12 protein-coding genes are annotated in these 13,518 nt (G+C 60.2%); 7 read left to right on the top strand and 5 right to left on the bottom strand.

Features of this window, described 5'->3' with window-relative positions; genetic code table 11:
• Window positions 1-6: 6 nt before the first annotated feature.
• Window positions 7-711, bottom strand: coding sequence for a trehalose operon repressor (gene treR / locus ACA070_RS24850; RefSeq protein WP_497448727.1), 705 nt, complete (start codon window positions 709-711; stop codon window positions 7-9).
• Between the two features lie 235 nt (window positions 712-946).
• Between treR and treP the strand changes: the two genes are divergently transcribed.
• The 7 genes from treP (at window position 947) to tadA (ending at window position 10,449) form a co-directional block, all read left to right on the top strand.
• Complete coding sequence (treP, locus tag ACA070_RS24845; RefSeq protein ID WP_497448726.1) at window positions 947-2,389, top strand: PTS system trehalose-specific EIIBC component; 1,443 nt, start codon at window positions 947-949, stop codon at window positions 2,387-2,389.
• Between the two features lie 35 nt (window positions 2,390-2,424).
• Complete coding sequence (gene treC, locus ACA070_RS24840; RefSeq protein ID WP_497448725.1) at window positions 2,425-4,071, top strand: alpha,alpha-phosphotrehalase; 1,647 nt, start codon at window positions 2,425-2,427, stop codon at window positions 4,069-4,071.
• A 105-nt stretch (window positions 4,072-4,176) separates the two neighbouring features.
• Window positions 4,177-5,400 (top strand): maltoporin, encoded by a 1,224-nt coding sequence (locus ACA070_RS24835; RefSeq protein WP_497448724.1) that lies wholly within the window; start codon window positions 4,177-4,179, stop codon window positions 5,398-5,400.
• 62 nt (window positions 5,401-5,462) lie between these two features.
• Complete coding sequence (gene ptsP / locus ACA070_RS24830; protein WP_497448723.1) at window positions 5,463-7,997, top strand: phosphoenolpyruvate--protein phosphotransferase; 2,535 nt, start codon at window positions 5,463-5,465, stop codon at window positions 7,995-7,997.
• Between the two features lie 2 nt (window positions 7,998-7,999).
• Window positions 8,000-8,284, top strand: a complete 285-nt coding sequence (locus tag ACA070_RS24825; RefSeq protein ID WP_497448722.1) for a PTS sugar transporter subunit IIB — start codon at window positions 8,000-8,002, stop codon at window positions 8,282-8,284.
• A 291-nt stretch (window positions 8,285-8,575) separates the two neighbouring features.
• On the top strand, window positions 8,576-9,952 hold the full coding sequence (locus ACA070_RS24820) for a multicopper oxidase family protein (RefSeq protein ID WP_497448721.1): 1,377 nt from the start codon (window positions 8,576-8,578) through the stop codon (window positions 9,950-9,952).
• Window positions 9,952-10,449, top strand: a complete 498-nt coding sequence (gene tadA / locus ACA070_RS24815) for a tRNA adenosine(34) deaminase TadA (protein WP_497448720.1) — start codon at window positions 9,952-9,954, stop codon at window positions 10,447-10,449. Before ACA070_RS24820 ends, tadA begins: the two co-directional genes overlap by 1 nt.
• Before the next feature lie 133 nt (window positions 10,450-10,582).
• Here tadA and cmoB read toward each other — a convergent pair whose 3' ends face one another.
• The 4 genes from cmoB to ACA070_RS24795 all read right to left on the bottom strand — a co-directional run bounded on the left by cmoB (window position 10,583) and on the right by ACA070_RS24795 (window position 13,499).
• Window positions 10,583-11,539 (bottom strand): tRNA 5-methoxyuridine(34)/uridine 5-oxyacetic acid(34) synthase CmoB, encoded by a 957-nt coding sequence (gene cmoB / locus ACA070_RS24810; protein WP_123599926.1) that lies wholly within the window; start codon window positions 11,537-11,539, stop codon window positions 10,583-10,585.
• Window positions 11,536-12,315 (bottom strand): carboxy-S-adenosyl-L-methionine synthase CmoA, encoded by a 780-nt coding sequence (cmoA, locus tag ACA070_RS24805; protein WP_497448719.1) that lies wholly within the window; start codon window positions 12,313-12,315, stop codon window positions 11,536-11,538. The genes cmoB and cmoA overlap by 4 nt, the downstream gene beginning before the upstream one ends.
• 153 nt (window positions 12,316-12,468) lie before the next feature.
• Window positions 12,469-13,104, bottom strand: coding sequence for a lysoplasmalogenase (locus tag ACA070_RS24800; protein ID WP_497448718.1), 636 nt, complete (start codon window positions 13,102-13,104; stop codon window positions 12,469-12,471).
• Between the two features lie 2 nt (window positions 13,105-13,106).
• Window positions 13,107-13,499 (bottom strand): protease inhibitor I42 family protein, encoded by a 393-nt coding sequence (locus ACA070_RS24795; protein ID WP_497448717.1) that lies wholly within the window; start codon window positions 13,497-13,499, stop codon window positions 13,107-13,109.
• Window positions 13,500-13,518 lie beyond the last annotated feature (19 nt).

Raw genomic sequence — 13,518 nt, 5'->3', positions numbered from 1 at the left:
ATAGGGTCAGCGCCGTGCCACGTCCGAAAAGTAGAACTTGTCGAGGGTGTGCCGTGATTCGGTGTACTCGAACTGGCGACCGTCCTGCAGGAAGGTCTGGTTGCTGACCACGATCACATGGCTCTGGCCGTCGAGGTCCAGGTGGTGCTGGTCGTCCTTGCTCCGGGGCACCGCTTCGATGGTGCGCTGGGCGTAGGCGATTTGCAGTTGCAGGGTCTGTTCGATGAAGGCGTAGATCGACTGCTCGGCGATGTCGCGGGACAGGCCGGGAATCACGTCGCTGACGAAATGGTTGATGTCGAGGATCACGCGTTTGCCGTCGATCCGCCGCACGCGCTTGATCCGCGTGATCAGGCTGCCTTCTTCAGCCTTGATGTGTTCGAGCAGCGCACCTTCGAGGGGGATCTGGGTGAACTCCACCACCTCGGTGCTGACGTCGTTGCCCAGTCGCGGATAAGTCTCCTGGAAGCTGACGATGCCGCCCAACTGGAATTCGATCGGGTTAGTCGACAGCACGAAGGTGCCTTTACCGTGGACTTTCTGGGCGAAACCGCGCTCCTGCAATTGCTCGATGGCCTTGCGCACGGTGCCGCGGCTGGCTTGATAGCTGTCCATCAATTCGGTTTCGGAAGGCAACCGGGCGCCGCGTTCCAGACGTTCGGTCGTGATGCTGGCAAGCAGATCGCTGTAGATCTGGTTGTATTTACTCATGGGTATGGCTCTGTGCCGCGATGTGCTCAAGGTTTCGAACCTTAAGGGCAGGGTAGGGGTTTGTCCATGCGGGTTTAGGTTTCATCGTTCTGGTGCGTAGGAAAAATCGCCGACTGTCGGGTTAGAGGTAAACAAAACCAAACTCGTCTGTACGAGTTGTTGCTTTAACTCGTACAGACGAGTACTTTTCGCTTTGGCGTGCTGCCAAAACAAAAAACTACAGCGGAAGAAAAGCATGAGCCACGACTATCCGAACATCGCCAGCGAGCTGCTGCAAAGCCTCGGCGGCAGCGACAACCTCGAGCAGGCCGCGCACTGCGTCACACGCCTGCGCCTGGCCCTCAAGGACCCGAGCCTGGTCGACAGCGCCACGCTGAACCAGATTGACCTGGTGAAAGGCTCGTTCTTCACCGGTGGCTTGTTCCAAGTGGTCATCGGCCCCGGCGAGGTTGAAAAGGTTTATGCCGAACTGCGCCGCCAAACCGGTCTCGCCGCTTCAACCATCGCCGACGTTAAACAAAAAAGCGCCGACAAGATAAACGCCATGCAGCGTCTGGTGCGGGTGTTCTCCGACGTGTTCATGCCGATCCTGCCGGCGTTGATCATTGCGGGGCTGTTGATGGGCATCAACAACCTGATTGGCGCCAAGGGCATGTTCATCGAGGGCCAGACCCTGCTGGATGCCTACCCGAAACTCGACGGGCTCTGGAGCCTGATCAACCTGATGGCCAACACCTCGTTTGTGTTCCTCCCGGCGCTGGTGGGCTGGTCGGCGGCCAAGCGGTTCGGTGGCAGCGAAATCCTTGGCATCGTGCTCGGCCTGATGCTGGTTCATCCCGATCTGCTCAATGCCTGGAACTACGGCAAGGCAGTCGCGGGTCTGGACGGCCAGAGCCTGCCGTACTTCGACATCCTCGGGCTGTTCCAGATCGAGAAGGTGGGTTATCAGGGGCAGATCCTGCCGATCCTGCTGGCGGCCTATGTGATGAGCGTCATCGAAAAATGGCTGCGGGCGCGGGTACCGAACGCGGTGCAATTGCTGGTGGTGCCGATCACCACCATCGTCGTCACCGGCGTGCTGGCACTGGCCGTGATTGGCCCGGTGACCCGGCATCTGGGGATTCTCATCACCGAGGGCGTGGTGACCCTGTTTGACCTGGCTCCGATGGTCGGTGGCGCGATTTTCGGTTTGCTCTACGCGCCGCTGGTGATCACCGGCATGCACCACATGTTCCTCGCGGTCGACTTGCAGCTGATCTCCACCCAGGGCGGCACGTTTATCTGGCCGATGATCGTCATGTCCAACCTCGCCCAGGGCAGCGCGGCTTTGGCGGTGTTCTACATGACCCGCAATGTGCGCGACAAAAGCATGGCCTCGACCTCGGCGATTTCCGCTTATTTCGGCATCACCGAGCCAGCGATGTTCGGGGTCAATCTGCGCTACAAATTTCCGTTCTATGCGGCCCTGACCGGCTCGGCCCTGGGCTGCATCTTCCTGTCGCTGAACAAGGTCCAGGCCTTGGCCATCGGTGTCGGTGGCTTGCCCGGTTTCATCTCGATCATTCCGCAGTTCATTCCGATGTTCGTGATCGGGATGGTCATTGCGATGGTCGTGCCGTTTGTTTTGACCTGCGGGTTGAGCATGAAGATTGTTCGCCCCGGGTATCGGGTTGCCTGACGGTCGCCACATCAATTTGTTGAAGGAATAGCGCCATGCAAGACTGGCAACGTTCGGTGATCTACCAGATCTACCCGAAGAGTTTTCACAGCCACGCCGGCAACCCTACGGGTGATTTGCTTGGCGTCGTGGCCAAGCTCGATTACCTGCACTGGCTGGGTGTCGATTGCCTGTGGATCACCCCGTTCCTGCGTTCACCCCAGCGCGACAATGGTTACGACATCAGCGACTACTACGCCATCGACCCGAGCTACGGGACCATGGCCGATTGCGAATTGCTGATCGCGGAGGCCGGCAAGCGCGGGATCAAGCTGATGCTCGACATCGTGGTCAACCACACCTCGATCGAGCACACCTGGTTCCAGCAGGCCCGCAGCAGCCTCGACAACCCGTACCGCGACTTCTACATCTGGCGCGATCAGCCCAACAACTGGGAATCCAAGTTCGGCGGTTCGGCGTGGGAATACGAGGCGCAGACCGGTCAGTACTTCCTGCACCTGTTCGATCACACCCAGGCCGACCTGAATTGGGACAACCCGAAGGTACGTGCCGAAGTCTTCAAAATGATGCGTTTCTGGCGCGACAAAGGCGTGGGCGGTTTCCGTCTGGATGTGATCAACCTGATCTCCAAACCGGCGGATTTTCCCGAGGACAACACCGACGGTCGACGCTTCTACACCGACGGCCCGAACGTGCATGAGTACTTGCAGCAAATGCACCGCGAAGTCTTCGAAGGTCATGACCTGATCAACGTCGGCGAGATGTCCTCCACCAGCCTGGAGCACTGCATTCGCTACTCGAAACCGGATTCGAAAGAACTGTCGATGACCTTCAACTTCCATCACCTGAAGGTCGATTACCCGAACCTGCAGAAGTGGATTCGCGCCGACTTCGACTTCCTCCAGCTCAAGCGCATCCTCTCGGACTGGCAGACCGGCATGCAGGCTGGCGGTGGCTGGAACGCGCTGTTCTGGTGTAACCACGACCAGCCGCGAGTGGTCTCGCGTTTTGGCAACGACGGTGAATATCGAGTGATCTCGGCGAAGATGCTCGGTACCGCGCTGCACTTCCTTCAGGGCACACCGTTTGTGTACCAGGGCGAAGAACTGGGCATGACCAATCCGGGGTTTGATCACATCGATCAGTACCGCGATGTCGAGACGCTGAACATTTTCCGGCTCAAGCGCGAGGCTGGGACCAATGATGTCGACAACATGGCGGCGATCATGCAGAAATCCCGGGACAACGGCCGTACGCCGATGCACTGGAACGCCGAGCCGAACGCAGGATTCAGTGCGGCAGAACCCTGGATTGGCGTGCCGGCCAACGCGACCCAGATCAACGTCGCCACTCAGTTCGACGACCCGGACTCCGTGTTGCACCACTACCGTCAGTTGATTGCCCTGCGCCGAAGCGAAGCGCTGTTGTCCGATGGTGTCTATCAGCAATTGCTGCCGGAGCACACGCAAATCTGGGCGTATGTGCGTGAAGGTCACGGTGAGCGTTTGCTGGTGCTGAATAACTTCTATGGCACGCCGTGCGAAGTGGAGCTGGCAGATGAAGTAATCAGCGACGCGATGGCTCAACGCTTGGTCATCAGCAACTACCCGGACTGTCCGCCGCGAAACCGGCAGATTCTTTTAAGGCCCTATGAGTCATTCGTTTTACACCTGACCGACTGACCGACCACTAAAAATACCGATTTAAAAAAACACGCAGAACGCTGCGCGGGGGAGTTTTGCGCGCCGAATTTGCGGAACAACACAATAAAAATAATGGAGTGGTTCTTGAAAACAACAATAAATCGCAGCCTTGTCGCCGCGAGTGTGTGTCTGGCGTTGCCATTATCGGCCCAGGCTCTGGAATTCGGCGGTTACCTGCGCAGCGGCGTTGGGACATCGGTCAACAGTGGTAAACAGCAGTGTTTCCAACTGCCCGGAGCGCAGACCAAATACCGTTTGGGCAACGAATGTGAGCAGTACGCCGAACTCGAACTGCGCCAGGACCTGTACACCCTGGACGACGGTTCGGTGCTGAGCGTCGACGGCATGGCTTCGCTGTATAACCAGTACGACAAGGACCTGACGTTCAACGGCGAAAACGGCTCGGTGCGCATGCCGCAGATGTACGCGCAGTGGTCGAACATGCCCAGCCTCAACGGCGGGTCGCTGTGGGCCGGCCGGCGTTACTACAAGCGGAACGACATCCACATCTCCGACTTCTACTACTGGAACCAGAGTGCCACGGGCGGCGGTATCGAGGATGTGCTGATCGGCGATTTGAAGTACAGCTACGCTTTTTCACGCAAAGACAACCTTTACCAGAAGGACTACATCAACCGTCACGATTTCAACGTCGCCGGCTTCGACACCAACCCCGGTGGTGAACTGGAGCTCGGGCTGAGCTACATCGATAAACCCGACAGCCGAGAGGCTCATCGCGGTTGGGCAATCACCACCCAGCATGTGCAAAAAGGCTTTCTGGGTGGCAAGAACAAACTGGCCTTCCAGTACGGTGAAGGCCCGGGCACCGGATTGGGTTATACCGGTAACGTGAAACTGGACGACAGCAACAAAAGCTACCGGCTGGTGGAGTTCTTCGACTGGCAAGTGACGCCACGATTTGGCGGGCAAGTCGAGGCGGTTTACCAGAAAGACATTCGGCCGGACGGTGCCGATCAGGACTGGATTTCCCTGGGGATTCGCCCGGCGTACGCGATCACCGAGCAGTTCAAACTGGTGGCCGAACTGGGTCACGATCAGGTCGAAGCCACGGGCGGCACGCGCAAGCTGAACAAGTTCACCTTCGCGCCGACGTGGTCGCCCAAAGGCCCGGAATTCTGGGCTCGGCCCGAGGTGCGTCTGTATTACACCTATGCCAGCTGGAACGAGGCGGCCAAACGGGCGGCCAATGAACTGGCGGCAGGTTCGGCGTTGTCCGATACCGGCGCCTTCGGCACGGCGCGGCACGGTTCGAATGTCGGATTGCAGGTCGAGTATTGGTGGAAATAAGCGATGCTGTCGGAGCCTCGCGCTCCATCGGCACTTCAAAGAACAGAACAGCAGGTGACGTCATGGCCACACCCCAACAATTGCAACTGCACGCCCCCCTGTCCGGCGTACTGGTGCCACTGGACCTCGTGCCCGATCCGGTGTTTTCCAGCCGCGTGATCGGCGATGGCCTGTGCATCGACCCGACCTCAACTACCTTGTGCGCGCCGCTGGCAGGGGTTGTCAGCAATGTGCAGGCAAATGGGCATGCGGTCAGCATCACCGGCGAAAAGGGTGTGCAGGTATTGATGCACATCGGACTCGACACGGTGAACCTGGCAGGGAAGGGGTTTACGCGGCTGGTGGAGGAGGGCCAGCACGTTGACGTGGGGCAATCGCTGATCGAGTTCGATGCCGATAGTGTTGCTTTAAATGCCCGCAGCCTGCTGACGTTGATGCTGGTGGTCAGCGGGGAGCCGTTCACCTGGCTGACGCCGGAAACGGGTCTGGTAGACAGTGGCCAGCCGCTTCTGAGTTTGTACCCTGTCGAGCAGGCAACGGATGTTCCGGTAGCGGAAGAGGACGAAGCACTGTTTTCCAAGCCGCTGACACTGGCCAACCCGAACGGCTTGCACGCCCGTCCGGCCGCGGTGTTCGCCCAGGCGGCGAAAGGTTTTTCGGCGAGCATTTACCTGCATAAAAAGCAGGAGAGCGCGAACGCGAAATCCTTGGTGGCGATCATGGCATTGCAGACGGCTCACGGTGACATTTTGCAAGTTAGCGCGGCCGGCCCGGATGCTGAAGCGGCGATCAAGGCGCTGACCGATCTGCTGGCCAGTGGATGCGGTGAAGCGGTGGTGGCCTCGGCGCAGGTCGAGGTGAGTGAGATCGAGGCTTCATCGCTGACGGTGCTGCGTGGGGTTTGCGCATCGCCCGGGTCGGCGTTTGGCCACGTGGTGCAGATAGCCGAGCAAAACCTCGAAGTGAATGAACTCGGTGCTACGCCGCAGGTTGAACGCGATCAACTGTCTCGCGCCTTGGCGGAGGCGCTGGTGGCCCTGCAACAATTGCGTGACAACGCCATGGGCGACGCCCAGGCAGACATCTTCAAGGCGCATCAGGAGCTGCTCGAAGACCCGGGTTTGCTGGAAGTGGCTCACGTGCTGATAAACGAAGGCAAAAGCGCCGGGTTTGCCTGGCGCGCGGCCACCGAGTCGACAGCCAACTTGTTCAAAAGCCTGGGCAATGCCTTACTCGCGGAGCGGGCGGCGGACCTGGCCGACGTGGGCCAGCGGGTGCTCAAGCTGATCCTCGGCGTACGGAATCAGGCGATGGAGCTGCCCGAAGGGGCGATCCTGATTGCCGAACAACTGACACCTTCACAAACCGCAGGGCTCGATACCCGCAAGGTGCTGGGTTTTGCCACGGTCGGCGGCGGCGCCACCAGCCACGTCGCGATCCTCGCCCGGGCGTTCGGTTTGCCGGCAATCTGCGGGTTGCCAATGCAGGTGCTGGCGCTGGTCAACGGAACCCAGGTGTTGCTCGATGCCGACAAGGGCGAACTGCAGCTGGATCCGGATTTGCAGGCCATTGAGCAGCTGCAAGCCAGGCGGCAGATTCAACAGCAACGCCAGCAGCATGAGTTGGCGCACGCGACGCTGGCTGCCTGTACCCGCGATGGTCATCATTTTGAAGTGACCGCCAACATCGCTTCGCTGGCTGAAGCCGAACAGGCCATGGCGCTGGGAGGCGAGGGCGTCGGTTTGTTGCGCTCGGAGTTTCTTTATCTGGACCGCAATCATGCGCCGAGCCATGACGAACAGGCGTCCACCTACAGCGCCATTGCCAAGGCACTCGGGCCGACGCGTAATCTGGTGGTGCGCACGCTGGATGTCGGCGGCGACAAACCTCTGGCCTACGTGCCGATGGACAGCGAAACCAACCCTTTCCTGGGCATGCGCGGGATTCGTTTGTGCCTGGAGCGTCCGCAGCTGTTACGCGATCAGTTCAAGGCCATCCTGACCAGTGCTGGTCTGGCTCGGCTGCACATCATGTTGCCGATGGTCACGCAGCTTTCGGAGTTGCGCCTGGCCCGGCAAATGCTTGAAGAGGAGGCGCTGGCATTGGGCCTCACGGCACTGCCCAAACTGGGGATCATGATCGAAGTGCCGGCCGCGGCACTGATGGCTGATCTGTTTGCGCCCGAGGTGGATTTCTTCTCCATTGGCACTAATGACCTCACGCAATACACCCTGGCCATGGACCGCGATCACCCGCGTCTGGCCAGTCAGGCCGACAGCTTTCATCCGGCTGTTCTGCGGTTGATTGCCAGCACCGTGAAGGCCGCGCATGCCCACGGCAAATGGGTTGGCGTGTGTGGCGCCATGGCCTCCGAGGCACTGGCCGTGCCGCTGTTGCTGGGGCTTGGGGTGGATGAGCTGTCAGTGAGCGTGCCGTTGATTCCGGCCATCAAGGCAGCCGTTCGCGAAGTGGACCTGGTGGACTGTCAGGCCATCGCACAGCAAGTGCTGGGCCTGGAAAGTGCCGGGCAGGTGCGCGAGGCGTTGCGCCTGTATCACGAGGCGACGGTCGATACTTCACTGGTTCTGGAGAACTGAACATGTTCGAGAAAATGCAGCGAGCGTTCTGGAAAGCGTTGACGCCGGATCTGGTGGTGGATGAGCCAAAGGTGGTTGCTCAGCCTGTTTCCGGGCTGGCGCCGGATATCGTAGCCGCGCTGGGTGGTGTGGATAACCTCAAGTCGCAGCAGCCTGTGGCGCTGACCCGGGTGCGGGTGGAGTTGCGGGATGTGGGGCGGATGGATCGGCAGGCTTTGAATATCGCGGGTGTGCCGGGTGTCATGACGCTGGATGACGGGGTGGTGCATTTGATTACCGGCCTCTAGCCGTAACCGCTCTCCTGTGGCGAGGGAGCTTGCTCCCGCCGGCCGATCCGCGCCCGGGCGAAGCAGTCGTAAACCGTTCGTCGCGGAGTGTCAGATGGAATGCAGTTACAGGTTTTGGGGCCGCTTCGCGACCCAGCGGGAGCAAGCTCCCTCTCCACAGGAGCTTTGCCAGCACTGATATCCCTGTGTCCCATTGCCGCCCCACCCTTACTGTTTCTCAACCGCAGGTGTATCGTATTCGCCTTTTACAGGCCCACGGGCCTGCCGCTGATACGTGAGGTAGTTGAGTTCATGTCCTTTACCCGTCGCCAAATCCTCGGTGGCCTGGCCGGTCTTGTTGTCGTTGGTGTCGGAGCGGGGGGCGCGTCGAGGTACTGGCTGGGCAAGATGGCTGACGCTGACGCCGGCCATGACTATGAGCTGATCGCGGCACCGCTGGACGTCGAACTGGTCGCCGGACACAAGACCGAGGCATGGGCGTTCGGCCCGTCGGCGCCGGGCACTGAACTGCGGGTTCGTCAGGGCGAATGGCTGCGGGTGCGCTTCATCAACCATCTGCCGGTGGCGACCACCATTCACTGGCACGGCATCCGCCTGCCACTGGAAATGGACGGCGTGCCCTACGTATCGCAGCTTCCGGTATTGCCGGGCGAATACTTCGACTACAAATTCCGCGTGCCGGACGCCGGCAGCTACTGGTATCACCCGCACGTGAACAGCAGCGAAGAACTCGGCCGTGGCCTGGTCGGCCCGCTGATCATCGAAGAGCGTGAGCCCACCGGTTTCAAGTACGAGAAAACCCTGAGCCTGAAGAGCTGGCATGTCGATGAAGAGGGCGCTTTCGTGGCCTTCAGCATTCCTCGTGAAGCCGCCCGTGGTGGCACGGCGGGGCGCCTGTCGACGATCAATGGTGTCTCGCAAGCGGTGATCGACTTGCCCGCCGGGCAAATCACCCGCGTGCGCTTGCTCAACCTCGATAACACGCTGACGTATCGCCTCAACATTCCCGGCGTCGAAGCGCAGATTTACGCGCTGGACGGCAATCCCGTGGAGCCGCGCCCCATGGGCAAGGAATACTGGCTCGGCCCGGGCATGCGCATCTGCCTGGCGATCAAGGCGCCGCCCGCCGGTGAAGAATTGTCCTTGCGCAACGGCCCGGTTCGCCTGGGCACAATCCGCTCGGTGGCGAACATTGAGGCACCCACTGAATGGCCGCCCGCGTTGCCTGCCAACCCGGTGGCCGAGCCGGACCTGGCCAATGCCGAGAAACTCAACTTCAATTTCGAATGGGTGGGCTCCGTGTCGGTCAACGTCGACAACGGCAAACCGCCAAGCCTGTGGCAGATTAACGGCAAGGCCTGGGACATCACGGACAAGACCTGCGCCGACCGCCCGATTGCCAAGCTCGAGAAGGGCAAGAGCTACATTTTCGAGTTGAAGAACATGACTCAGTATCAGCACCCGATTCACCTGCACGGCATGAGCTTCAAAGTCATCGCCTCGAACCGGCACAAGGTCATCCCGTACTTCACCGACACTTACCTGTTGGGCAAGAACGAGCGCGCGCAAGTCGCGTTGGTGGCGGATAACCCCGGGGTGTGGATGTTCCATTGCCATGTGATCGACCACATGGAAACCGGCCTGATGGCCGCCATCGAGGTGGCCTGATGCGTCAGATACGTCCCGCCGCGATCATCGACCGCAGCCGCGACCGCGACTTCATGCGCGAAGCACTGGCCCTGGCCGCACAAGGCGCGGCGCTGGGTGAAGTGCCGGTGGGCGCGGTGCTGGTGCAAGACGGCGAGATCATCGGCCGCGGCTTCAACTGCCCGATCAGCGGCAATGACCCGAGTGCTCATGCCGAGATGGTCGCGATCCGCGCTGCGGCGTTGGCCGCCAGCAACTATCGCCTGCCGGGCAGCACGCTGTACGTGACCCTTGAACCGTGCAGCATGTGCGCCGGGCTGATCGTGCATTCGCGGATTGCGCGGGTAGTGTATGGCGCTCTGGAGCCGAAAGCGGGGATCGTGCAGAGTCAGGGGCAGTTTTTTACCCAGGGGTTTCTCAACCATCGGGTGGTGTTTGAAGGTGGGGTGTTGGCGGAAGAGTGCGGGGCTGTACTTAGCGAATTCTTCAAGGCCCGCCGCGCGAAACCAGCAGACTAAACACCAAACCCCTGTAGGAGTGAGCCTGCTCGCGATAGCGGAGTATCAGTCAATAGTGATGTCGACTGACACACCGCTATCGCGAGCAGGCTCGCTCCCACAGGGGATCTCCTATGGATAGGAGATTGGTGTTTTATTTGCGAGCGACGATGACGGCGCGCATCGGCGCCGGCAAACCTTCCACTGTCTTGCTGTGGTCTTCAGGATCAAGAAAATCACTCAACGACTGATACTTCATCCACTCCGTCCCGCGCTGTTCCTCGACCGTGGTCACGCTCACGTCGACGCAGCGAACATCCGTGAACCCGGCACGCCGCAGCCACAACTCCAGCGCCGGCACCGACGGCAAAAACCACACGTTACGCATCTGCGCATAACGGTCCTCCGGCACCAGCACCTGTTGCTGATCGCCTTCGATCACCAGCGTCTCCAGCACCAGCTCACCGCCCTTGACCAGGCAATCCTTCAGCGCCAGCAAATGCTCGATCGGCGAGCGACGGTGGTAGAACACCCCCATGGAAAACACAGTATCGAAGCCTTCCATGTTCGGCGGCAGGTCTTCGAAAGGGAATGGCAGGTGCCAGGCATTGGGTTCTGACAAGTAGCGCTGCACCGCCTGGAACTGGCAAAAGAACAGCCAGTTCGGATCGACACCGATCACGCTGTCCGCGCCAGCACCGAGCATGCGCCACATGTAGTAACCATTGCCGCAACCCACATCGAGGATGCGTTTGCCCTTCAGGTCCAGATGCGGTGCAACGCGCGACCACTTCCAGTCCGAGCGCCATTCCGTGTCGACGTGCACACCAAACAGGTCGAACGGGCCTTTGCGCCAGGGCGACAAGCCCATCAGCGCGGTACGCATTTGCGCACGGGTTTCATCGTCGCAATCAGTGTCCAGTGTCAGACCGTTGAGCAAATCAACTTCACTCGGCTGAATCTTCGGCAAGGCATCCAGCGCACTTTGCCAGCGCTCCAGGTCGCCATGACCCTTTTCCATTTTCTTGTCGAGTTGCGCTTGCAGGGTGTTGGCCCATTCAGCCAGCGGGGTGCCGGCCAGACGACGGGCGAGGGGGGACAGATCAATCATGGCAAGGCAATCAACGAGGCAAAGTTAAGACACTGGAACCACGGCACGACTTTCGAGAACCCGGCAGCCAACAGGCGCTCGCGGTGTTCTTCGAGGCTGTCGGGCTTCATGACGTTTTCGATGGCGCTGCGCTTCTGGGCGATTTCCAGCTCGCTGTAACCGTTGGCGCGTTTGAACGCGACATGCAGGTCAGTGAGCAGCGCGTGTTCTTCGAGGTCGTTGAAACGCAGCTTCTCCGACAGAATCAACGCGCCACCGGGCAGCAGCGATTGGCGGATGCGTGAGAGCAACGCGGTGCGCTGTTCCGGGGCGATGAATTGCAAAGTGAAGTTCAGCGCCACCACCGAGGCTGGCTGGAAGTCGAGGGCGAGGATGTCGCCCTCGATCACCTCCACCGGCAGCAACTCCTGGAACATCGAATCCTGACCGTTGAGGTATTCGCGGCAGCGTTCGACCATCGCCGCAGAGTTATCCACAGCGATCACGCGGCAACCGTCGGTGCGCACGTGACGACGCAACGCTTGAGTCACGGCGCCCAGGGACGAGCCGAGGTCGTAGAGCACGCTGTTGGGCTGGGCGAATTGCGCGGCGAGCACGCCAAGGTTCTCGACAATGGTCGGATAACCCGGCACCGAGCGCTTGATCATGTCCGGGAACACCCGCACCACGTCCTCGTTAAAGGCGAAGTCAGGCACCTGGGCCAAAGGCTGGGCGAAAAGGCGATCGGGGTCTTTGCTCACGGCGGTTCCAGCGGCATTGGTGGAAAAGGCCGGCATTTTAGCCAAATTGACGGGGGGATGCGCGGGTTGTCTGATAAACAGACAAGACTGAATACGGAATCTTTGCTGTCAGGGATATTGCTTTCGCGAGCAGGCTCGCTCCCACAGGATTGCGCTGTACTTGTGGGAGCGAGCCTGCTCGCGATGGATTCAACGATGTTTCTGAGCGAACGCCGACGCTGTAATCCCCCATTGCCCCAGCCAATAGCTGAGGATGATCACATAAGGCGCCGCATCGAACGGCGCCACGAACCGGTTGATGCCAATCACGCTGTCGGAAAACACAAACGCCACTGCACCGCCCGCTGCCAACAGCGCCGAGCGTTTCGGCACTTCGGTCCCGAGCCGGGCCAGCCCCCGCCAGAGCATTGCGCTGATGGCCAAGCCGTAGATGATTACCGGGATCAACAACGGGCCCAGTCCGTGGGAAATCAAAATCCCCAGCAGCACCGCGCCAACACCCAAGGCAATCACCAATGGCAATAACGCCAACCGCCGGCAATCGCTCAAGTAAGCCTTCAGATACGCGAGATGGGCGACCAAAAAAGCCCCCAGCCCAAACACAAACAAATCCCCCGGCCACGCCAGCAACACATCGCCAAGCAGGGAGAAAATCAATCCCAGGCTGATCCAGCGCCGGTAGTCACTGGGCGTTGCGTCGTGCAACCAGCCGAGCAAGGCCAACACCGGCAACGGTTTGACCAGCAGACAAAGCAGCGCAGCATGCACGCTCAAGCCATAAAGAAAGGTCACTGCGCCCATCAGCGCCAGAATCAGCCAGCCCACGATCAGTTAACCGCGATCGCGCAGTCGAAGGTTTTCACTGCCGGCACTTCCGGTGCCCATGGCTGTGAATAGGTCAAACGTAACCGGCCTGTACCGGCGGTAAACGCCTGAAAGCGCCAGGTCGAAATGCCGGCACTGCCGACGATGCCGGCGTCTTCCGGGTTGCTGTACACCTCGGGGCTGAGCGCATGCAACACGCCGCCGGCCGAATCCTGAATCGCCCAGCGATAACCCGTGGTCGGGTTGCTCGGCAGGGTCAGGATCAGGTTCTGTCCGCTGCGCATTTGTACCGGGCATTCGCTTTGTTTTTCCACGGTCAGGTTCTGCTTCGGTTGCGTGGAGCACGCGGCCAGCAGGGAGAGGGCGAGGGGGACAAACAGGCGAATGGGGGACATAAGGTTAGTGGCTCCGGCG

The sequence above is a fragment of the Pseudomonas sp. LBUM1678 genome, assembly GCF_059695575.1.
Note: the sequence above shows the minus strand (reverse complement) of the source record. Positions and strands in the feature narration are given on the sequence as shown.